The sequence below is a fragment of the Streptomyces sp. PCS3-D2 genome (assembly GCF_000612545.2).
Taxonomy (GTDB): domain Bacteria; phylum Actinomycetota; class Actinomycetes; order Streptomycetales; family Streptomycetaceae; genus Streptomyces.
Window position 1 is genome coordinate 3,037,444 of record NZ_CP097800.1, and the last position, 18,835, is coordinate 3,056,278.

The following is an 18,835-nucleotide window of genomic DNA, read 5'->3' on the forward strand; positions in this document are numbered from 1 at the left end:
CCGCACCCGCATCAGCCACCGCCTGTGGACAACACAACGGCGACGTTCACCCTGTAATGCGACATATCTGTCATATATAAGCCTAGTCTGACATTGCGCCAGCTCGCCTGACCTCGGGAGGACTTGCGCGGCACCCCCTCACGCCAGGGAAGGGACGGCATCCCCATGCCCGCAGACCTCGCCGTCATCGGACTCGGCCACCTCGGCCTTCCGCTCGCCCAGGCGGCCGTCGCCGCCGGAATCGAGACGGTCGGCTACGAGAGCGGCCCGGTCACCGACTCCACTCTCTCCGCTGCCGAGATCCGCCGCATGTCGGCGGCCGGCTTCCGGGTCACCACCAACCCCGCCGAGCTCGGCCGGGTCCGCACGGCCGTCATCTGCGCCCCCACCCGGCTCGGCGCCGACCGCGCGCTGGACCTCTCCGCCGTGGGCGACGCGGGCCGCGCCCTCGCCGCGCGGCTGCGCCCGCACACCACGGTGATCCTCGAATCCGCCGCGCACCCCGGCGTCACCGAGGACTACCTGCGGCCGATCCTGGAGGAGGGGTCCGGGCTCCGCGCCGGCCGGGACTTCCACCTGGCCTACTCCCCCAGCCGCCTCGACCCCGGCAACCGGACCCACGGCATCTCCAACACCCCCAAGGTGATCGGCGGCCTCACCCCCGCCTGCACGGAGTCGGCGCACGCCTTCTACGCCCGCCTCACCGAGAAGGTGGTCCGCGCCCGGGGCCTGCGCGAGGCCGAGACCGTGCAACTCCTCGAAACCAACTACCGCCACGTCAACATCGCCCTGATGAACGAGATGGCCGTGCTCTGCCACGACCTCGGCGTCGACCTGTGGGACGTCATCCGCTGCGCCGAGACCAAGCCGTACGGCTACCAGGCCTTCCGCCCCGGACCCGGCGTCGGCGGCCACGGCGTCCCGCTCGACCCGAACTACCTGCCCCACACCAGCCGCACCCCCGGGCACCCACTGCGGATGGTCGGCCTGGCGCAGGAGATCAACGACCGGATGCCGCAGTACGTCATCCAGCGCTCCGCCACCCTGCTGAACGAGCACGGCAAATCGGCTCGCGGGGCCCGCGTCCTGCTGCTCGGGGTCACGTACAAGCCCGATCTCGCCGACCAGGAGGGCTCCCCGGCCGGCGAGATCGCCAGCCGCCTCATCGACCTCGGCGCCCTGATCAGCTACCACGACCCCTACATCACGGGCTGGCGGGTCAGGGACCGGCCGGTCCCCCGCGCCGAGTCCCTGTACGAGGCCGCGGCCAACGCCGACCTGACGATCCTCCTCCAGCACCACCGGACCTACGACATGCAGGCCCTTGCCGTGAAGGCGCAGCTGCTCCTGGACACCCGCGGCGCCAGCCCGGTGGGCGCGGCCCACCGCCTCTGAACAGCGGAAAATACCCCCTGCCGATGTCCGACGGGCCTGCTAGCCTGCGGCGTCACTTATCTCGCACTTACGCCTTATGGTCACACGTGCGTTCGCTTTCCCTGGGGGGATCCTTCCGATGAGCCAGAACTTCACGCCGCCCGCGCCCGACTCCTACTCCCCGGTCGCCGCCCCTGCCCCGACCCGCAGCGGCAACCTCGGCCTGGCGGTCCTCGCCGCGACCGGCACCGCCGTGGCCGCGGGCGCCGCCTACGGCGGCATCATGAATGCGATCTCCTTCCAGATCGGCTACCTGGCCGCCGGCGTCGGCCTCGCGGTCGCCCTCGTCGCCGTCCGCATCGGCGGCCGCAACCCCCTCCTCCCGGCCCTGAGCGCCGTGCTCACTCTGGCCGGGGTGTACGTCGGCTACCTCCTGGACATGGCCCTCGCCATCTCCGAGCACCAGGGGATCCCGGTCTCCGAACTGCTCACCACCGAGCTGGTGAAACTGAACCAGTTCTACGTGGACAACATGGATCCGATCTCGATCCTCTTCTACGCGATCGGCGCCTACGCGGCCTTCCAGACCGCCCGCAAGGCCGCCGGCTGACGCACCGGCGGCCGACGGAGCACTGAGCAGGCCCGACGGACCAGGCGCGCTCCGCCCGCTCGACGCGGGCGTTCCGCCCTCCTGCGTGGTCCGCATGCCACCGCGTGATCCCGCCCGGATCCCACAGCCGGGGCAGACGCACGTCCCGCTGCGGGCGGCCCCGCCGACTCGCAGCGGCGCGGCGAAGGCTGATCCGGCTCGCATGCCGGAGGGCCCGACCCCCTGAGCGGGAATCGGGCCCTCCGGCAGATGCGGCCGGGGTCAGCGGCGGTGCTGGGAGTCCGCGACGGTGACCTCGACCCGCTGGAACTCCTTGAGCTCGCTGTAGCCGGTGGTGGCCATCGAGCGGCGCAGCGCGCCGAAGATGTTCATCGAGCCGTCCGGGCTGTGCGAGGGACCGGTGAGGATCTCCTCGGTGGTGCCGACGGTGCCGAGGTCGACCTTCTTGCCGCGCGGCACGTCCTCGTGGACGGCCTCCATGCCCCAGTGGTTGCCCTTGCCGGGCGCGTCGGTGGCGCGGGCCAGCGGGGAGCCCATCATGACGGCGTCGGCACCGCAGGCCACGGCCTTCGGGATGTCGCCCGACCAGCCCACACCGCCGTCGGCGATGACGTGCACGTAGCGGCCGCCGGACTCGTCCATGTAGTCGCGGCGGGCAGCGGCCACGTCCGCGACGGCGGTCGCCATCGGGACCTGGATGCCGAGCACGTTGCGCGTGGTGTGCGCGGCGCCGCCGCCGAAGCCGACCAGCACGCCCGCGGCGCCGGTGCGCATCAGGTGCAGGGCCGCCGTGTAGGTGGCACAGCCACCGACGATGACCGGGACGTCCAGCTCGTAGATGAACTGCTTGAGGTTCAGCGGCTCGGCCGCGCCGGAGACGTGCTCGGCGGAGACGGTGGTGCCGCGGATGACGAAGATGTCCACGCCCGCGTCGACGACGGCCTTGGAGAACTCGGCGGTGCGCTGCGGGGAGAGCGCGGCGGCGGTGACGACGCCCGAGTCGCGCACCTCCTTGATCCGCCGGCGGATCAGGTCGGCCTGGATCGGCGCGGAGTAGATCTCCTGGAGGCGGCGGGTGGCCGACTCCTCGTCCAGCTCCGCGATCTCGTCGAGGAGCGGCTGCGGGTCCTCGTAGCGGGTCCACAGGCCTTCGAGGTTCAGCACGCCGAGACCGCCGAGCTCGCCGATGCGGATGGCGGTCTGCGGGGAGACGACCGAGTCCATGGGGGCGGCCAGGAAGGGGAGCTCGAAGCGGTACGCGTCGATCTGCCAGGCGATCGAGACCTCCTTCGGGTCCCGGGTACGCCGGCTCGGGACGATGGCGATGTCGTCGAACGCGTACGCCCTGCGGCCGCGCTTGCCGCGCCCGATCTCGATCTCAGTCACGTGTGGTGGCCTTTCCTCTGGGTCTGCCCGTCCAGTATCCCCGAACCCCGGCGGGCCGCGTTCCGGTGACCGCTGTACGGACGCAACACGCAGGGGCGGACCCGTTGAACCGGGTCCGCCCCTGCGTCGCGCCTGCTCAGCCCTTGCGGCTGTAGTTCGGTGCCTCGACGGTCATCTGGATGTCGTGCGGGTGGCTCTCCTTGAGGCCCGCCGAGGTGATGCGCACGAAGCGGCCGTTGTCCTGGAGCTCCGGCACGGTGCGCCCGCCCACGTAGAACATCGACTGGCGCAGGCCGCCGACGAGCTGGTGGACGACCGCGGAGAGCGGGCCGCGGTAGGGCACCTGGCCCTCGATGCCCTCGGGGATGAGCTTGTCGTCGCCGCCCACGCCCTCCTGGAAGTAGCGGTCCTTGGAGAAGGAGCGCTGGTCGCCGCGGGACTGCATCGCGCCGAGCGAGCCCATGCCGCGGTAGGACTTGAACTGCTTGCCGTTGATGAAGAGCAGCTCGCCCGGGGACTCCTCGCAACCGGCGAGCAGGGAGCCGAGCATCACCGTGTCGGCGCCGGCGACCAGGGCCTTGGCGATGTCACCCGAGTACTGCAGACCGCCGTCGCCGATGACCGGGACGCCGGCCGCCTTGGCGGCGAGGGAGGCCTCGTAGATCGCGGTGACCTGCGGGACGCCGATGCCGGCGACGACGCGGGTGGTGCAGATGGAGCCGGGGCCGACGCCCACCTTGATGCCGTCGCAGCCGGCGTCGATCAGGGCCTGGGCTCCGTCGCGGGTCGCGACGTTGCCGCCGATGACGTCGACCGCGGAGTTCGACTTGATCTTGGCGACCATGTCGCCGACCAGTCGGGAGTGGCCGTGGGCGGTGTCGACGACGATGAAGTCGGCGCCCGCCTCGATCAGGGCCTGGGCGCGCTCGTACGCGTCGCCGGCGACGCCCACCGCGGCGCCGACCAGGAGGCGGCCTTCCTTGTCCTTGGCGGCGTTCGGGTACTTCTCGGCCTTGACGAAGTCCTTGACCGTGATGAGGCCCTTGAGGACGCCCGCGTCGTCGACCAGCGGAAGCTTCTCGATCTTGTGGCGGCGCAGCAGCTCCATGGCGTCCACGCCCGAGATGCCGACCTTGCCGGTGACCAGCGGCATCGGGGTCATGACCTCGCGCACCTGGCGGCTGCGGTCCGACTCGAAGGCCATGTCGCGGTTGGTGACGATGCCGAGGAGCTTGCCCGCGGGGTCGGTGACCGGGACGCCGGAGATGCGGAACTTCGCGCAGAGCTCGTCGGCCTCGCGCAGGGTCGCGTCCGGGTGCACGGTGATCGGGTCGCTGACCATGCCCGACTCGGAGCGCTTGACGAGGTCGACCTGGTTGGCCTGGTCCGCGATGGAGAGGTTGCGGTGCAGCACGCCGACGCCGCCCTGGCGGGCCATCGCGATGGCCATGCGGGCCTCGGTGACCTTGTCCATGGCCGCGGACAGCAGCGGGATGTTCACGCGCACGTTGCGGGAGATGAGGGAGGAGGTGTCGATGTCGTTCGGCGCCATGTCCGATGCGCCCGGCAGCAGCAGCACGTCGTCGTAGGTCAGTCCGAGCGTGGCGAATTTGTCGGGCACTCCAGTCGAACCGCTGTCAGTCATGACACCTTCCCAATGGTCTTGCTCAGCGCGGATGTCCATGCTAACGGGATCCCGACGCGTCTCATTCCACGACCAAGGTCAACCAGAAGTTTCGTATTTTCCTACGGGCGCACCTACTGCTCGGCGAGCGCGCGGAGCCGGCTGAGGGCCCGGTGCTGGGCCACGCGCACGGCTCCGGGGGACATCCCGAGCATCTGGCCGGTCTCCTCCGCGGTCAGCCCGACGGCCACCCGCAGTACGAGGAGTTCGCGCTGGTTCTCCGGAAGGTTCGCCAGCAGCTTCTTGGCCCAGGCGGCGTCGCTGCTGAGCAGCGCGCGCTCCTCCGGGCCCAGCGAGTCGTCCGGCCGCTCGGGCATCTCGTCCGACGGCACGGCCGTGCTGCCCGGGTGCCGCATGGCAGCCCGCTGCAGGTCGGCGACCTTGTGCGCGGCGATGGCGAAGACGAAGGCCTCGAAGGGGCGGCCGGTGTCCCGGTAGCGCGGCAGCGCCATCAGGACGGCGACGCAGACCTCCTGCGCCAGGTCCTCGACGAAGTGCCGGGCGTCACCCGGGAGCCGGGACAGCCTGGTGCGGCAGTAGCGGATGGCGAGGGGGTGCACGAAGGCGAGCAGGTCGTGGGTGGCCTGCTCGTCGCCCTCCACCGCTCGGCGCACGAGCGCACTGACGCCCCCGGTGCCGCCGCCGGCGGCGGCGCCGGTGGGGCCTGTGGCCGCAGGGGACCCCGGGGCCTCGTCGTCGCGCATCCGTCCATGGTGCCTTGGCGCCGGAGCATCCGCGGCACCGCGGCCCTTGTTGTGCGTCGAAGCGTTATGAGCGGGTGCGCCGGAACTCTTCATCTGCGCCCTCCCCTCCCGCTCGGCCGAATAGTCCCCGAGAGACTCCACACCCTCAAGGATGCGGCATCGCGCACGAAGCGAGACGTCCCCCGGATTGTGCCCCGCCAACCCCCGGGTGCGCACCGGGTACGGCGGGACAGGGCTACCGCGACGAGAAGAGGCGCCAGGGGCGCCGGGACGGCAAGAGCGGCGCGCCGCCCCGTCCACCGGTGGCGGACGGGACCGCTCTCGACGATCCGCGGTCTGCGGCGGACCGGGCCGGGCCCGGCCGCTGCGGGGTCAGCGGACGAGACCCCAGCGGAAACCGAGCGCCACGGCGTGCGCGCGGTCCGAGGCGCCGAGCTTCTTGAACAGCCGGCGGGCGTGCGTCTTGACCGTGTCCTCCGAGAGGAAGAGCTCGCGGCCGATCTCCGCGTTGGACCGGCCGTGGCTCATGCCCTCCAGCACCTGGATCTCGCGCGCGGTGAGGGTGGGCGCGGCGCCCATCTCGGCGGAGCGCAGCCGGCGCGGGGCCAGCCGCCAGGTCGGGTCGGCGAGGGCTTGGGTGACCGTGGCCCGCAGTTCGGCGCGCGAGGCGTCCTTGTGCAGGTAGCCGCGGGCGCCGGCGGCGACCGCGAGGGCCACGCCGTCCAGGTCCTCGGCGACCGTCAGCATGATGATGCGGGCGCCGGGGTCGGCCGAGAGGAGGCGGCGGACCGTCTCCACACCGCCGAGCCCGGGCATCCGCACATCCATCAGGATCAGGTCGGAGCGGTCGGCGCCCCAGCGGCGGAGGACTTCCTCGCCGTTGGCAGCCGTCGTCACACGCTCGACGCCGGGCACGGTGGCAACCGCGCGACGGAGCGCCTCTCGGGCAAGCGGGGAGTCGTCGCAGACGAGGACGGATGTCATGACCGCCCTCCGCAGCTGCTGATGCGCGTCACCTTGAGCCTCCAGGCTGGTACGTATCGTCACCTGTGCGGTCGATGCTCCCGGACACCTGTCCGAGAACTTGTGGGTTCAACCGCCTTCGCACTCTCAACGATGGTCACTCGAAAGAGTTACGGGTCGGACGGACACCTTCGGCACTCTACGTGAGGAAGCGAACACCGTGGTGGAGGCGCAAGCCGCCTGTCCTCCATCTGGAGCTATGCCCTATTTGGCGGCTTTCCTTCCGTTTGGCACGTGTCTGAGGCTAGATTCCCAATGAGTCATATTTACATCTACTCCGACAGTAGGTGTGGAGACCCTTGGAGACATGGACCGTATCCGCCTCAGTACCGGCACCAAGAGGACTACCAATGGCAGATTTCTCCCGCCTCCCCGGACCGAACGCCGACCTCTGGGACTGGCAGCTGCTAGCCGCCTGCCGCGGGGTCGACAGCTCCCTCTTCTTCCACCCGGAGGGCGAGCGGGGCGCGGCCAGGAGCGCGCGCGAGGCCTCGGCTAAAGAGGTCTGCATGCGATGCCCGGTTCGTTCGGAATGCGCCGCGCACGCACTCGCCGTCCGTGAGCCCTACGGGGTGTGGGGCGGCCTCACCGAGGACGAGCGCGAGGAACTGATGGGCCGCGCCCGGCACCGACTGATCCCCGCGTCGAGTGCGATCGGACCGATCGCGCCGCACTGAGAGCCGACGAAACAACGGAAGGAACGTTTCCTCCGCACCACCTGCACATCCGGGCGTGTCGCCGCCCGGTCCGGTTTCACGCGTTCGGCCGTACGCGCGCCCCGCGCGTACGGCCGGGGGCGGCCCGTGTGTACGGCCCACCCGCGGCCGGTGCGTACGGCCGACCCGCGGCCGGCGCGTACGGCCGACCCCTCCCCTGAGGGCGGTCAGCGCGAGGCCGCGCGCTCCAGCTCGGCCAGGGTCGCGGCCACGGCCGGCACCCGGGCCAGGTCGGGCAGGGTCAGCGCCACGACCTCCCGCTCGACGGCCGGCTCCACGACGAGCGTGCTGACGCCCTTGGCCCGTACGGACTCCACCGCGAGCTCCGGCAGCACCGCCACGCCCAGCCCCGCGCCGACCAGGCCGACCACCGCCGGGTAGTCGTCGGTGGCGAAGTCGATGCGCGGGGTGAAGCCGGCGCCCTCGCACACCTCCACCAGATGGCGGCGGCAGCGCGGGCAGCCCGCGATCCAGGGTTCGCCGGCCAGCTCCGCCATGTTCACGCGCTCCGCCCCGGCCAGCGCGTGCCCCTCGGGGACCAGCCCCACCAGCCGGTCGGTCAGCAGCGGCCGCACCACGAGGTCCTCCCACTCGGCCGCTGACCCGGCGGCCCCGCCGTAGCGGAAGGCCAGCGCCAGATCGCAGTCGCCCTCGCGCAGCATCTCCACGGACCGCGGCGGCTCGGCCTCGACCAGGGAGATACGGGTGCCGGGGTGTTCGGCGCGCATCGCCGCGAGCGCGGTCGGCACCAGGGTGGAGCTGCCGCTGGGGAAGGACACCAGACGCACCCGGCCCGCGCGCAGCCCCGCGATGGCCGCGACCTCCTCCTCGGCGGCGGTCAGCCCGGCGAGGATCCCCGCGGCGTGGCGGACCAGGGCCTCGCCCGCCTGGGTCAGCCGCATCTCCCGGCCGGTGCGGATGAGCAGCGGGGTGCCGGCCGACTGCTCCAGCGCCTTCATCTGCTGGGAGACGGCCGGCTGGGTGCAGCCGAGTTCGCGCGCGGCGGCGGAGAAGGACCCGGTCCCGGCGACGGCGCGCAGGACCCGGAGATGACGTGCCTCGATCACTCTTCGATCATAAGGCCCGCTTTTATCGTCGCGCGAATACTTCCGCGACGCTTTGGGGGAGCCCGGTTAGCCTGGGCGCATGGGCCCCATGCATCTGATCTCCGTGAACGTCGGCACCGCCGCACCCTCCGAGCACACCGACGCGGACAGCGGGGTGACCGGCATCGGCAAGCGCCCCGTCCCCGGGCCGGTCCGCGTCGTCGCCCCCGGCGACAGGGCCACCGGCCGGGGCAGCGGCCTGGAGGGCGACGCCATCTGCGACCGCCGCCACCACGGCGGCGACCACCAGGCCGTGTACGCGTACGCCCGCGAGGACCTGGACCGGTGGGAGCGGGAGCTGGGCCGCGAGCTGCCGGACGGGGTCTTCGGCGAGAACTTCACGACCTCCGGCATCGACCTGAACACCGCACGGCTCGGCGACCGCTGGCGGGTCGGCACGGACCTCGTCCTGGAGGTGGCCTCGGCCCGCATCCCGTGCCGCACCTTCCAGGGGGCACTGGGCGAGGCGGGCTGGGTCAAGCGGTTCACCCGGGAGGCCCGCCCGGGTGCGTACCTGCGGGTGATCGAGGAGGGTTCGGTCTCCCCCGGCGACGCCATCGAGGTCGTCCACCGCCCGGACCACGACGTGACGGTGCAGCTCTGGTTCCGCGCCTTCACCACCGAGCGCGCGCTGTTGCCGAGGACACTGGCCGCGGGCGACGCGATGGAGCCCGGGGCGCATGAGACGGTGCGCCGGTACGTGGAGAAGTACGGGGCCGGGACCGGGGCGCGGTAGCGCCGTCACCCCGGGCGGCTAGGTTGCGCGTATGACGACTGCGTTGATTACGGGATCCACGGCGGGCATCGGCGCCGCCTTCGCCCGGCGGCTGGCCGCCCAGGGGCACAACCTCGTGCTGGTGGCGCGAGACGGCAAGCACCTGGGCGAGCAGGCCACGGAGCTACACGACCTGCATGGCATCGAGGCCGAGGTGCTGGTCGCCGACCTGTCCTCCGACGAGGGCATCACGGCGGTCGAGAAGCGCCTGGACGACCGCACGCACCCGGTGGACCTGCTGGTCAACAACGCGGGATTCGGCAACAAGGGCCGCTACCTCGAGGTCTCCATGGCCGACGAGCTGACCATGCTGAAGGTGCACGTCGAGGCGGTGCTGCGGCTGACCTCGGCGGCGGCCGAGTCGATGCGCTCGCGCGGTCGCGGCGGTGTGATCAACGTGGCCTCGGTGGCCGCGTTCGTACCCCGCGGTACGTACGGCGCCAGCAAGGCCTGGGTCGTGCAGTTCACCCAGGGCGCGGCGCGGGACATGGCGGGGTCCGGGGTCCGGCTGATGGCGCTGTGCCCCGGCTTCGTACGGACGGAGTTCCACCAGCGCGCCGGCATGGGCACGGACAGCATCCCCGGCTGGATGTGGCTGGACGCCGACAAGCTGGTGGCGGCGGCGCTGGCCGATCTGGCGCGGGGGAAGACGGTGTCGATCCCGGACCCGCGGTACAAGGCGCTGATGGGTGTGGTGAAGCTGACGCCGCGCGGGCTGCTGGGCGGGGTGTCCTCGCGCACGGGCCGCAAGTACGGGCCCCAGTAGCGTTCGTGACCTGCGGGTAAGCCCTCACCCGAGCCGCCAAACTAGCTAAATCTCCCTAAAATGGACATGTTCCATCTCCACCGGGAGGCGACGCGATGACATTCGTACAGGTGATCGATTACGAGACCACGCGGTTCGATGAGATGAACGCGCTCATCGACCGCTGGGCGGAGCAGAGCAGCGGCAGGCGCACCGCCACGCACACGATGATCGGCCAGGACCGAGAGGCCCGGAACCACTACGTGGACATGGTGGAGTTCGCCTCGTACGAGGAGGCGATGAAGAACTCCCAACTCCCCGAGACGGACCGGATGTTCCAGGAGATGGTGGCCCTCTGCGAGGGGATGCCCACGTTCGTGAACCTCGATGTGGTCCGGGACGAGCATCTCAACAAGCAGCTCGTGAACCGGGCGTTCAAGGAAGCCGTCGCGGGCGGCGACATGGGCGTCCTCGACGAGTGCTTCGCGGTGAACTACATCGACCACGACGCCAGCAAGGAGGAGTCGACCGTCATCGGACGCCAGAACATGCACGCCGACGTGGAGATGTGGCGCGCCGCCTTCGACATGACCTTCGAGCCGACGGCCCAGGTGGCCGAGGGCGACATGGTCACGACGGTGTGGAACTGGCGCGGCACCCACAAGGGAGAGTTCATGGGGGTCGCACCGACCGGCAAGACGTACGAGATGTCCGGGACCACGACCTTCCGGTGTCAGGACGGAGAGATCATCGAGGGCTGGTGGCACTACAACCCCGGAGCCCTGCAGCGGCAGATGGGCGGAACCGGATCGCCCTACGGAACCTGAATCCCGAACACGGGGAAGGCCCCGCTCCGCGACTGCGGAACGGGGCCTTCGGCGTGGAACGCGATCAGTGGCTGTGGCCGTGACCGTGGCCGTGACCGGCGTCGCCCTCGTCCTCCGCCGGCTTCTCGACGACCAGGGTCTCGGTCGTGAGCAGCAGGGAGGCGATGGAGGCGGCGTTCTCCAGCGCGGAACGGGTGACCTTCACCGGGTCGATGACGCCGGCCTTGACCAGGTCACCGTACTCGCCGGTGGCGGCGTTGAAGCCCTGGCCCTTGTCGAGCTCGGAGACCTTCGAGGTGATGACGTAGCCCTCAAGGCCCGCGTTCTCGGCGATCCAGCGCAGCGGCTCCACGGCGGCGCGGCGCACGACCGCGACACCGGTGGCCTCGTCGCCCGACAGGCCGAGGTTGCCGTCGAGGACCTTGACCGCGTGGACGAGCGCGGAGCCACCGCCGGAGACGATGCCCTCCTCGACCGCGGCGCGGGTCGCGGAGATGGCGTCCTCCAGGCGGTGCTTCTTCTCCTTGAGCTCCACCTCGGTGGCGGCGCCGACCTTGATGACGCAGACGCCGCCGGCGAGCTTCGCCAGGCGCTCCTGCAGCTTCTCGCGGTCCCAGTCCGAGTCCGTGGCCTCGATCTCGGCCTTGATCTGGTTCACGCGGCCGAGGACCTCGTCGGAGCTGCCCGCGCCGTCGACGATGGTGGTGTCGTCCTTGGAGATGGTGACGCGGCGGGCGGAACCCAGTACGTCCAGACCGGCCTGGTCGAGCTTGAGGCCGACCTCCTCGGCGATGACGGTGGCACCGGTGAGGGTGGCCATGTCCTGCAGCATCGCCTTGCGGCGGTCACCGAAGCCCGGGGCCTTGACGGCCACCGCGTTGAAGGTGCCGCGGATCTTGTTGACGACGAGGGTGGAGAGCGCCTCGCCCTCGACGTCCTCGGCGATGATCATCAGCGGCTTGGAGCCGCCCGCCTGGATGACCTTCTCCAGCAGCGGCAGGAGGTCCTGGATGGAGGAGATCTTGCCCTGGTTGATCAGGATGTACGGGTCGTCGAGGACGGCCTCCATACGCTCCTGGTCGGAGACCATGTACGGGGAGAGGTAGCCCTTGTCGAAGGCCATGCCCTCGGTGAACTCCAGCTCCAGGCCGAAGGTGTTGGACTCCTCGACGGTGATGACACCGTCCTTGCCGACCTTGTCCATCGCCTCGGCGATGAGCTCGCCGACCTGGGCGTCCTGCGCGGAGAGCGCGGCCACGGCGGCGATGTCGGACTTGTCCTCGATCGGGCGGGCGGTCGCGAGGAGGTCCTCGGAGACGGCCTTGACCGCGGCGTCGATGCCCTTCTTCAGGGCGGCCGGGGAAGCACCCGCGGCGACGTTGCGCAGACCCTCGCGGACCAGCGCCTGGGCCAGCACGGTGGCGGTGGTGGTGCCGTCACCCGCGATGTCGTTGGTCTTGGTCGCCACCTCCTTCACGAGCTGGGCGCCCAGGTTCTCGTACGGGTCGTCCAGCTCGACCTCGCGGGCGATGGTGACACCGTCGTTGGTGATGGTGGGGGCGCCGAACTTCTTGTCGATGACGACGTTGCGGCCCTTGGGGCCGATCGTCACCTTGACCGTGTCGGCAAGCTTGTTGACGCCGCGCTCGAGGGCGCGACGGGCGTCCTCGTCGAACTTCAGGATCTTCGCCATGGGAGCGGTTCAGCCCTCTCGAAAACTCGGGTTTAACGAGCTACGCCCCTCGCCGCCCGGCAATCAGCGGGGTGACCAGGGGCGTAGCTCAAAGCAGTGCTGTGAAGCGAATTACTTCTCGACGATCGCGAGCACGTCGCGAGCCGAGAGGACGAGGTACTCCTCGCCGCTGTACTTCACTTCGGTGCCGCCGTACTTGCTGTACAGCACGATGTCGCCGACGGTGACGTCCAGCGGGAGACGCTGGCCGTCCTCGAAGCGGCCCGGGCCGACCGCGAGGACGACGCCCTCCTGGGGCTTCTCCTTCGCGGTGTCCGGGATGACCAGGCCGGAGGCCGTGGTCTGCTCGGCGTCGAGCGGCTGGACCACGATGCGGTCCTCAAGCGGCTTGATGGCAACCTTGGAGCTGGCGGTCGTCACTGTCCGACCTCCCCCTTCGGAGATCCGGGGTTAACTGTCTGAGGTGGCGACCAGGTCGATCCGTCGTCGCGGGTGCCGGACCTGCCTGTCGCTGTGTTGGCACTCGCCGGGGGCGAGTGCCAGGTGCGAGACTATTCCGGCGATTAGCACTCGGTCAAGCGGAGTGCCAATTCCCGACCTCCCGGCGTTGCGCGGAGGCCGGTTCGATCCCCGAAACCCTCTTCGCGCATACGTTCGAGATCACTCTTCTCCCGGACATGACCAGGACAAACTCCGGTGTGCGGTGGGTGCACGCCGTCCCGATCGCCATCGGGCTCGCCGTCGGGATCCGGATGTTCCACGCGGCCGTACCGCGGCTCATCATCCAGCTGACGGGAGTGGACGGCAGGTTCAGCGCCGAGCGGTGCGTGTGGAGCGACCCGAATTCCAGGGGGGACCGCACGCTGACGTGCGCGGGCTCCTTCACCGCAGCCGACGGATCGTTCACTCTTCGCGGGATCGGGATCGACGGCGTCTTCGACGAGCGGCCGCAGGCTTCGGTCGCCGGCATGAATCCCCCTCCCCTGCGGGGTCGCTGCGCGGCTCGGCGGCGTCGGAAGACGGCGCCCCGCACACGCCGAGCCGAGGAGACGCCCCGGCGGCGACCCCGCTCCCCGACCGGGCCCACACCGCCCCGCCGAGCACCCCGCAGGGGACCGGGTACGGCACAAGACGGGCGATATGTGACGCTTGAGCGGTGCGCATCCTCGTGGTCGAAGACGAAGAAGGCCTCGCCGAGTCCCTGCGGCGCGGCCTGTCCGCCGACGGGCACCTGGTCGACGTCGCACACGACGGCCACCGCGGCATGGACCTCGCCCTCGCCGGCGGCCCCTACGACGTCGTCCTGCTCGACCTGATGCTCCCGGGTCCCGGCGGGCACGCGATCTGCACCCGCATGCGCTCCCACGGCGACACCACCCCGGTCCTGATGCTCACCGCCAGGGACGGCGAGTACGACGAGGCCGAGGGCCTGGACGCAGGCGCCGACGACTACCTCACCAAGCCGTTCTCCTTCGTGGTCCTGGCCGCCCGGATCCGGGCGCTGGCCCGCCGCGCCGGAGCCTGCGACCGCGGCACCCTCCAGGCGGGCGACCTCGTCCTGGACCCGCGCGGCCGCCGCTGCCGCCGCGGCGACCGGGACATCGAGCTCACCGCCCGCGAACTCGGCGTGCTCGCCTGCCTGATGGAGCAGCCCGGCCGCGCCGTCGCCAAGCAGGACATCCTGGACGAGGTCTGGGACACCCCGCACGACATCGACCCGAACATCGTCGAGGTCTACGTCTCCTCGCTGCGCAAGAAGATCGACGCCCCCTTCGGACGCCGCTCGATCCTCACCGTCCACGGCACCGGCTACCGCATGGCGCCCGATGGTGGCTGAGCGGCGTCGCGGATCCGGCGAGACCCGGGCCGCCCGCCGCGGGCGGCCCGGCATCCGGGGGCGCACCGCCGCGGCCGCCGCCCTCGCCATGGCCGCCGTACTGGCCGCCGGCGGGCTCTGGATGCACGCCCTGCTGCGGGCCAACCTCCTCGACAACACCACCGGCCGGACCGAGCTCGCCGCCCTCAAAGCCGCCGCCCAGCTCGACGCCCGCACCCCGCCGCCCGGCGGGCGGCTGCCCGCGCCCGAGAACGGCGTGGACCTGGTCCTCGTACGGGACCCCGCCGGCCGGACCGTGGCCGCGACCGGCGGCGACCCGCGGCACACCCCCGACCTGGACGGCGCACCGCGCCCCGGCCCCGGGGAGGACTCCCGCTCGGCCGTACTCCCTCCCGAGCGGCCCGGCGGGCACCGGCGCGCGGTGGTCGCCGTCCCGGCGCCCGGCGGGAACACGGTGTACGCGATGACCGTCCTCGGCGACGTGGACGACGCGACCCGGGCCGTCGCCGTCGGCCTGCTCGCGGGCGCGCCCCCGCTGATCGCCTTCGCCGCGGCCCTGGCCTGGTGGGTGACCGGGCGCGCGCTGCGCCCGGTGGACGCCATCCGGACCGAACTGGCCTCGGTCACCGCCAGCGAGCTGGACCGGCGGGTCCCGGACCCGGGCGGGGCGGACGAGATCGCGCGGCTGGCGCGGACCGTCAACGCCACCCTCGACCGGCTGGAGCGCGCCGACGCCCGGCAGCGGCAGTTCACCGCGGACGCCTCGCACGAACTGCGCAATCCGCTGGCGGCCGTACGGACCCGGCTTGAGGTGGCACTGGCGGCGGACCGCCCCGGCCGCGCGTCGGTCGCGGCGGCACTGGCCGAGACCGAGCGGCTCCAGCGGATCGCGGCGGACCTGTTGCTGCTGGCCCGCCTCGACGGCGGGCCGCCGCCCCGGACCGAGCCGGTGGACCTCGCACTGCTGGCCGCGGAGGACCTGGCCCGCCGGGGTGGCGCCCGGGTCCCGCTACGGCTGCAGGCGCCGGCTCCCGTCCCGGCGGCCGGGGACCCGGCGCAGCTGGAGCGGGCGCTGGCCAACCTGGTGGACAACGCCCTGCGGCACGCCCGCTCGGAGGTCACCGTCCGGGCCGCCGTGGAGGGCGGCTGGTCGGTGCTGGAGGTGACGGACGACGGGCCGGGGATTCCGGACGCGGACCGGGACCGCATCTTCGAGCGGTTCGTACGGCTGGACGCGGACCGCAGCCGGGCCGCCGGCGGCACCGGACTCGGCCTGGCCATCACCCGGGAGATCGCGCGGAAGCACGGGGGCGACGCACGCGCGCTGCCCGCACCGGCCGGGGGCGCGCGGCTGGTGCTGCGGATCCCGTAGCGGGGTCGGGGCGGGGCGACGGCCCTGAACGCCCCTTCAGGAACCTCAGGATTCCTTCAGCCGGTCTGCCCCAGCATCGACGGGCATGAGCGCGCACCGGAGGAAGACGACGACCCGACGCCGCCGACCGTCCCGACGACGGCGGCTCGGCCGTACGCTGCTGGTCGCGGCCTGCGCGCTGGCGGTGACGGCCGGCGGGGGCGCCTGGTACCTCTACCGGGACCTGGCCGCCGAAATCGGCAGCTCCAAGGCCCTCGAAGGAGCCGAGAAGTCGAAGTTCGGCGACACCAACATCCTGCTCATCGGCCTGGACAGTCGCCGGGACCAGAATGGCGAGAAACTGCCGGAAGAGGTCCTCGACCAGCTGCACGCCGGCAGTTCGGACATCGGCGGCTACAACGCGAACACCCTGATCCTGCTCCACGTACCGGGGGACGGCAGCCGGGCGAAGGCCTTCTCGGTGCCGCGCGACGACTTCGTCGCGATACCCGGCCACGGCAAGGACAAGATCAAGAAGGCGTACGGGCTGGCGAAGGCCCGCAAGGAAGGGCAGCTCGCCGCACAGGGCGTGAAGGACTCCCGACAGCTGGAGCGGGAGGGCCGGGAGGCGGGACGGGCGGCCCAGATCGCGACGGTGCGCGATTTCCTGGGGGTCCCGGTCGACCACTTCGCCGAGCTGAACCTGGCCGGTTTCTACCACCTCGCGGACGCGCTGGGCGGCGTACCGGTGTGCCTGAACAGGGCCGTGAAGGACCCGTACTCGGGGGCCGACTTCCCGGCGGGCCCGCAGACGCTCGACGGCCGCCAGTCGCTCGCCTTCGTGCGCCAGCGGCACGGTCTGGCCGGCGGGGACCTGGACCGGACCAAACGGCAGCAGGCCTTCCTCGCGGGCGCGACGAAGAAGCTGAACTCGGCCGGCACCTTCACCGACCCCGTGAAGCTGATGAGGCTGATCGACGTCGCGAAACAGGACGTGGTGACCGACCAGGGGTGGGACCTGCTGTCGTTCATGAAGCAGGCGAAGAGCCTGTCCGGCGGCCGGGTGCAGTTCACGACACTCCCCGTCGAGCGCTTCGGAAGGAACCTTGGGGAGGACATCAACGTCGTAGACGATATGAAGATAAAGCGCCTCATTGCAGAGCAGATCGGACCGAAGGCTTCCGCAAGCACCGGCGCGCCGGACGCCGAGGCCGGTTCGACCGGCTCCACACCGGGGGCGCGCGAGACGGCACCTCCGCCCTCGCCCCCGCCCTCGCCCTCGCCCTCCACCCCCGAGGACGGCGGCGGCATCCCGTGCGTGGACTGAGGCCCCTGACGGCGGCGGGCGCCCGCCGCCGCACCGAGGCGCTGCTCCTCGTCCTCGTCATCGCCATCACCGTCTTCGGGCACGCCGCCGCGGGCCTCGCGATGAACGGCGAGCTCCCGCCCGGCCTCGCCGAATTCACCCTCTCCATGACGCTGCTGTCCCTGGTGGGGCACCTGGGCGTGCGCCGCTTCGCGGCCTACGCGGATCCGCTGGTCTTCCCGCTCGCCATGCTGCTGACCGGGCTGGGTCTGGTACTGATCCACCGCCTGGACCAGGGCTACATCGAACGGTGGGGCTCGGACGCCAACGCCCCGGGCCAGCTGCTGTGGACGGTGGTCGGCATCGCCGCCTGCATCGCGGTCCTGGCCCTGCTGCGCGACCACCGGCTGCTCCAGCGGTTCATCTACCTCACGATGGCGGTCGCGCTGGTGCTGCTGATCGCGCCTGCGTTCTTCGGCGCGGACACGTACGGCGCCAAGCGGTGGATCATCCTCTTCGGCTTCTCCGTCCAGCCCGGCGAGTTCGTGAAGATCATGATCGCGGTCTTCTTCGCCGGCTACCTGGTCGTCCACCGGGACTCCCTCGCCCTGACGGGCCGCAGGTTCCTCGGCATGCGACTGCCCCCGATGCGCCAGCTCGGACCCATCATCACGGTGTGGATCCTCTCGATGCTCGTGCTGGTCTTCGAGCGGGACCTGGGCACGTCACTGATCTTCTTCGGCGTCTTCGTGGTGATGCTGTACGTCGCCACCGAGCGCACCAGCTGGATCGTCTGCGGCCTGCTCATGGCCTCGGCCGGGGCCTTCGTGGTCGGCTCGACGGAACCCCACGTCAAGGCACGCGTGGCGGCCTGGCTGAACCCGCTCTCCGTCTACTCGGAGAACCCTCCCCCGGGCGTCGTCTCGGACCAGTCGGCGCAGGCGCTGTTCAGCTTCGGCACGGGCGGCATCTCCGGCACGGGCCTCGGACAGGGACACCCCGAGCTGATCAAGTTCGCCGGCCGCAGCGACTTCATCCTCACGACGGTCGGCGAGGAACTCGGCCTGGCCGGGGTCATGGCCGTACTGGTCCTCTACGCCCTCCTCGTCCAGCGCGGCCTGCGCATGGCACTCGGCGCCCGCGACCCCTTCGGCAAACTGCTGGCGGTCGGCCTCGCCTCGGCGCTGGCCCTCCAGGTCTTCGTGGTCGCCGGAGGCGTGACGGGCCTGATCCCCCTGACAGGCAAGGCGCTGCCCTTCCTGGCCAAGGGCGGCTCGTCCCTCCTGGCCAACTGGATCATGATCGCCCTCCTCCTCCGCATCAGCGACAGCGCGGAACGCCAACGCGAGGCGGACTCCCACGGCCCGGCGGAAACGACGATCACCCCGGTGGTGCGGGTGTAGGGGGGTGCGCTCGGCGGGTGCCGATGGGGCGGGAACGGGAGGTGCGGGGTGGCTTCGGGGCGGGATGTCCGCGGGCCGGGAGCCGGTGACGTTCTGGGGTTTTCCCGTCTGTCCGAAAGTCTTCCGGGTCGTACCGGTCCCTCAAGGGCGCTCCCTCCGGTCCGTGCCCTGCGCGGGCAGAACCCGGAGCCCCCCAGATCGCTTCGCGCTTCTCCATCACGCGACTGCGAGCCGTGCGGAGCTGGTCATAGGCCGCAGGCACGCTGCTGCGCTTCCCATGGACGACGTACGAGGT

At 71.4% G+C, this 18,835-nt stretch carries 18 protein-coding genes; 10 read left to right on the forward strand and 8 right to left on the reverse strand.

The window, feature by feature from the left end:
* The first annotated feature begins 165 nt into the window (after nucleotides 1-165).
* Nucleotides 166-1,395 carry a nucleotide sugar dehydrogenase gene (locus AW27_RS12795; protein ID WP_037918998.1) on the forward strand — a complete coding sequence of 410 codons (1,230 nt, stop codon included), beginning with the start codon at nucleotides 166-168 and terminating at the stop codon, nucleotides 1,393-1,395.
* A 118-nt stretch (nucleotides 1,396-1,513) separates the two neighbouring features.
* Nucleotides 1,514-1,984 (forward strand): hypothetical protein, encoded by a 471-nt coding sequence (locus AW27_RS12800; protein WP_037918996.1) that lies wholly within the window; start codon nucleotides 1,514-1,516, stop codon nucleotides 1,982-1,984.
* A gap of 261 nt (nucleotides 1,985-2,245) precedes the next feature.
* Here the strand turns inward: AW27_RS12800 and AW27_RS12805 are convergent, their stop codons facing one another.
* The 4 genes from AW27_RS12805 to AW27_RS12820 form a co-directional block, all read right to left on the reverse strand.
* Entirely contained in the window at nucleotides 2,246-3,370 is a 1,125-nt protein-coding gene (locus tag AW27_RS12805) for a GuaB3 family IMP dehydrogenase-related protein (RefSeq protein WP_037918994.1), read from the reverse strand.
* 136 nt (nucleotides 3,371-3,506) lie between these two features.
* Entirely contained in the window at nucleotides 3,507-5,015 is a 1,509-nt protein-coding gene (guaB, locus tag AW27_RS12810) for an IMP dehydrogenase (RefSeq protein ID WP_037918992.1), read from the reverse strand.
* A 113-nt stretch (nucleotides 5,016-5,128) separates the two neighbouring features.
* A complete protein-coding gene (locus AW27_RS12815; RefSeq protein ID WP_037918991.1) occupies nucleotides 5,129-5,758 on the reverse strand; it encodes a sigma-70 family RNA polymerase sigma factor in 630 nt (209 codons plus the stop codon).
* A 372-nt stretch (nucleotides 5,759-6,130) separates the two neighbouring features.
* A complete protein-coding gene (locus AW27_RS12820) occupies nucleotides 6,131-6,742 on the reverse strand; it encodes a response regulator transcription factor (RefSeq protein WP_003948568.1) in 612 nt (203 codons plus the stop codon).
* A 389-nt stretch (nucleotides 6,743-7,131) separates the two neighbouring features.
* Between AW27_RS12820 and AW27_RS12825 the strand changes: the two genes are divergently transcribed.
* Complete coding sequence (locus AW27_RS12825; RefSeq protein WP_030027725.1) at nucleotides 7,132-7,458, forward strand: WhiB family transcriptional regulator; 327 nt, start codon at nucleotides 7,132-7,134, stop codon at nucleotides 7,456-7,458.
* A gap of 206 nt (nucleotides 7,459-7,664) precedes the next feature.
* Here the strand turns inward: AW27_RS12825 and AW27_RS12830 are convergent, their stop codons facing one another.
* Nucleotides 7,665-8,564 carry a LysR family transcriptional regulator gene (locus AW27_RS12830; RefSeq protein ID WP_037918988.1) on the reverse strand — a complete coding sequence of 300 codons (900 nt, stop codon included), beginning with the start codon at nucleotides 8,562-8,564 and terminating at the stop codon, nucleotides 7,665-7,667.
* Between the two features lie 88 nt (nucleotides 8,565-8,652).
* Here AW27_RS12830 and AW27_RS12835 point away from each other — a divergent pair, with 88 nt between their 5' ends.
* The 3 genes from AW27_RS12835 to AW27_RS12845 all read left to right on the forward strand — a co-directional run bounded on the left by AW27_RS12835 (nucleotide 8,653) and on the right by AW27_RS12845 (nucleotide 10,950).
* Nucleotides 8,653-9,339, forward strand: a complete 687-nt coding sequence (locus tag AW27_RS12835) for an MOSC domain-containing protein (RefSeq protein WP_037919906.1) — start codon at nucleotides 8,653-8,655, stop codon at nucleotides 9,337-9,339.
* Nucleotides 9,340-9,370: 31 nt separating this feature from the next.
* The gene (locus AW27_RS12840; RefSeq protein ID WP_037918986.1) at nucleotides 9,371-10,144 is read left to right on the forward strand and encodes an SDR family NAD(P)-dependent oxidoreductase; all 774 of its coding nucleotides are present in this window, start codon (nucleotides 9,371-9,373) and stop codon (nucleotides 10,142-10,144) included.
* Nucleotides 10,145-10,239: 95 nt separating this feature from the next.
* A complete protein-coding gene (locus AW27_RS12845) occupies nucleotides 10,240-10,950 on the forward strand; it encodes an ester cyclase (protein ID WP_037918985.1) in 711 nt (236 codons plus the stop codon).
* 64 nt (nucleotides 10,951-11,014) lie between these two features.
* Here AW27_RS12845 and groL read toward each other — a convergent pair whose 3' ends face one another.
* The 3 genes from groL to AW27_RS12860 form a co-directional block, all read right to left on the reverse strand.
* The gene (gene groL, locus AW27_RS12850) at nucleotides 11,015-12,643 is read right to left on the reverse strand and encodes a chaperonin GroEL (protein ID WP_037918984.1); all 1,629 of its coding nucleotides are present in this window, start codon (nucleotides 12,641-12,643) and stop codon (nucleotides 11,015-11,017) included.
* Nucleotides 12,644-12,754: 111 nt separating this feature from the next.
* Nucleotides 12,755-13,063: a co-chaperone GroES gene (groES, locus tag AW27_RS12855; protein ID WP_030011064.1), complete on the reverse strand. Its 309-nt coding sequence runs from the start codon at nucleotides 13,061-13,063 to the stop codon at nucleotides 12,755-12,757.
* 154 nt (nucleotides 13,064-13,217) lie between these two features.
* Nucleotides 13,218-13,613: a hypothetical protein gene (locus AW27_RS12860; protein ID WP_157840194.1), complete on the reverse strand. Its 396-nt coding sequence runs from the start codon at nucleotides 13,611-13,613 to the stop codon at nucleotides 13,218-13,220.
* Between the two features lie 186 nt (nucleotides 13,614-13,799).
* Between AW27_RS12860 and AW27_RS12865 the strand changes: the two genes are divergently transcribed.
* From AW27_RS12865 to AW27_RS12880, 4 genes are all read left to right on the forward strand, one after another.
* Nucleotides 13,800-14,480, forward strand: coding sequence for a response regulator transcription factor (locus tag AW27_RS12865; protein WP_037918981.1), 681 nt, complete (start codon nucleotides 13,800-13,802; stop codon nucleotides 14,478-14,480).
* Nucleotides 14,473-15,852 (forward strand): sensor histidine kinase, encoded by a 1,380-nt coding sequence (locus AW27_RS12870; protein WP_172671281.1) that lies wholly within the window; start codon nucleotides 14,473-14,475, stop codon nucleotides 15,850-15,852. Before AW27_RS12865 ends, AW27_RS12870 begins: the two co-directional genes overlap by 8 nt.
* Before the next feature lie 85 nt (nucleotides 15,853-15,937).
* The gene (locus tag AW27_RS12875; protein WP_037918980.1) at nucleotides 15,938-17,158 is read left to right on the forward strand and encodes an LCP family protein; all 1,221 of its coding nucleotides are present in this window, start codon (nucleotides 15,938-15,940) and stop codon (nucleotides 17,156-17,158) included.
* Nucleotides 17,146-18,540 (forward strand): FtsW/RodA/SpoVE family cell cycle protein, encoded by a 1,395-nt coding sequence (locus AW27_RS12880; protein WP_052030275.1) that lies wholly within the window; start codon nucleotides 17,146-17,148, stop codon nucleotides 18,538-18,540. Before AW27_RS12875 ends, AW27_RS12880 begins: the two co-directional genes overlap by 13 nt.
* Nucleotides 18,541-18,835: the final 295 nt, after the last annotated feature.

Excerpts from the sequence above, each read along its gene's own strand:
- AW27_RS12825 (WP_030027725.1), top strand. The coding sequence starts at position 7,132 with ATGGCAGATTTCTCCCGCCTCCCCGGACCGAACGCCGACCTCTGGGAC.
- AW27_RS12840 (WP_037918986.1), top strand. The coding sequence starts at position 9,371 with ATGACGACTGCGTTGATTACGGGATCCACGGCGGGCATCGGCGCCGCC.
- AW27_RS12875 (WP_037918980.1), top strand. The coding sequence starts at position 15,938 with ATGAGCGCGCACCGGAGGAAGACGACGACCCGACGCCGCCGACCGTCC.
- groL (WP_037918984.1), bottom strand. The coding sequence starts at position 12,643 with ATGGCGAAGATCCTGAAGTTCGACGAGGACGCCCGTCGCGCCCTCGAG.
- AW27_RS12845 (WP_037918985.1), top strand. The coding sequence starts at position 10,240 with ATGACATTCGTACAGGTGATCGATTACGAGACCACGCGGTTCGATGAG.
- AW27_RS12800 (WP_037918996.1), top strand. The coding sequence starts at position 1,514 with ATGAGCCAGAACTTCACGCCGCCCGCGCCCGACTCCTACTCCCCGGTC.
- AW27_RS12795 (WP_037918998.1), top strand. The coding sequence starts at position 166 with ATGCCCGCAGACCTCGCCGTCATCGGACTCGGCCACCTCGGCCTTCCG.
- AW27_RS12860 (WP_157840194.1), bottom strand. The coding sequence starts at position 13,613 with ATGCCGGCGACCGAAGCCTGCGGCCGCTCGTCGAAGACGCCGTCGATC.
- guaB (WP_037918992.1), bottom strand. The coding sequence starts at position 5,015 with ATGACTGACAGCGGTTCGACTGGAGTGCCCGACAAATTCGCCACGCTC.
- AW27_RS12815 (WP_037918991.1), bottom strand. The coding sequence starts at position 5,758 with ATGCGCGACGACGAGGCCCCGGGGTCCCCTGCGGCCACAGGCCCCACC.
- AW27_RS12820 (WP_003948568.1), bottom strand. The coding sequence starts at position 6,742 with ATGACATCCGTCCTCGTCTGCGACGACTCCCCGCTTGCCCGAGAGGCG.
- AW27_RS12835 (WP_037919906.1), top strand. The coding sequence starts at position 8,653 with ATGCATCTGATCTCCGTGAACGTCGGCACCGCCGCACCCTCCGAGCAC.